Genomic DNA, 1011 nt, shown 5'->3' on the forward strand with positions numbered 1-1011 from the left:
GGATTCCAGCCATGTCAAGGGTAGGTAAGGTTTTTCGCGTTGCATCGAATTAATCCACATCATCCACCGCTTGTGCGGGTCCCCGTCAATTCCTTTGAGTTTTAATCTTGCGACCGTACTCCCCAGGCGGTCTACTTCACGCGTTAGCTGCGTTACCAAGTCAATTAAGACCCGACAACTAGTAGACATCGTTTAGGGCGTGGACTACCAGGGTATCTAATCCTGTTTGCTCCCCACGCTTTCGTGCATGAGCGTCAATCTTGACCCAGGGGGCTGCCTTCGCCATCGGTGTTCCTCCACATATCTACGCATTTCACTGCTACACGTGGAATTCTACCCCCCTCTGCCAGATTCTAGCCTTGCAGTCTCCAATGCAATTCCCAGGTTGAGCCCGGGGATTTCACATCAGACTTACAAAACCGCCTGCGCACGCTTTACGCCCAGTAATTCCGATTAACGCTTGCACCCTACGTATTACCGCGGCTGCTGGCACGTAGTTAGCCGGTGCTTATTCTTCAGGTACCGTCATTAGCAAGAGATATTAGCTCTCACCGTTTCTTCCCTGACAAAAGAGCTTTACAACCCGAAGGCCTTCTTCACTCACGCGGCATTGCTGGATCAGGCTTTCGCCCATTGTCCAAAATTCCCCACTGCTGCCTCCCGTAGGAGTCTGGACCGTGTCTCAGTTCCAGTGTGGCTGGTCGTCCTCTCAGACCAGCTACTGATCGATGCCTTGGTAGGCTTTTACCCTACCAACTAGCTAATCAGATATCGGCCGCTCCACGAGCATGAGGTCTTGCGATCCCCCACTTTCATCCTTAGATCGTATGCGGTATTAGCGTAACTTTCGCTACGTTATCCCCCACTCTAGGGTACGTTCCGATATATTACTCACCCGTTCGCCACTCGCCACCAGAGCAAGCTCCGTGCTGCCGTTCGACTTGCATGTGTAAGGCATGCCGCCAGCGTTCAATCTGAGCCAGGATCAAACTCTTCAGTTTAATCTCTGTT

At 51.9% G+C, this 1011-nt stretch carries 1 rRNA gene; it reads right to left on the minus strand.

The features are described 5' to 3' along the window. A 16S ribosomal RNA gene (locus tag O3301_RS28585) occupies positions 1-1001 on the minus strand; the annotation flags it as partial. Positions 1002-1011 lie beyond the last annotated feature (10 nt).

It is taken from the genome of Janthinobacterium sp. SUN211 (genome assembly GCF_030587315.1).
Lineage (GTDB): Bacteria > Pseudomonadota > Gammaproteobacteria > Burkholderiales > Burkholderiaceae_D > Janthinobacterium > Janthinobacterium kumbetense.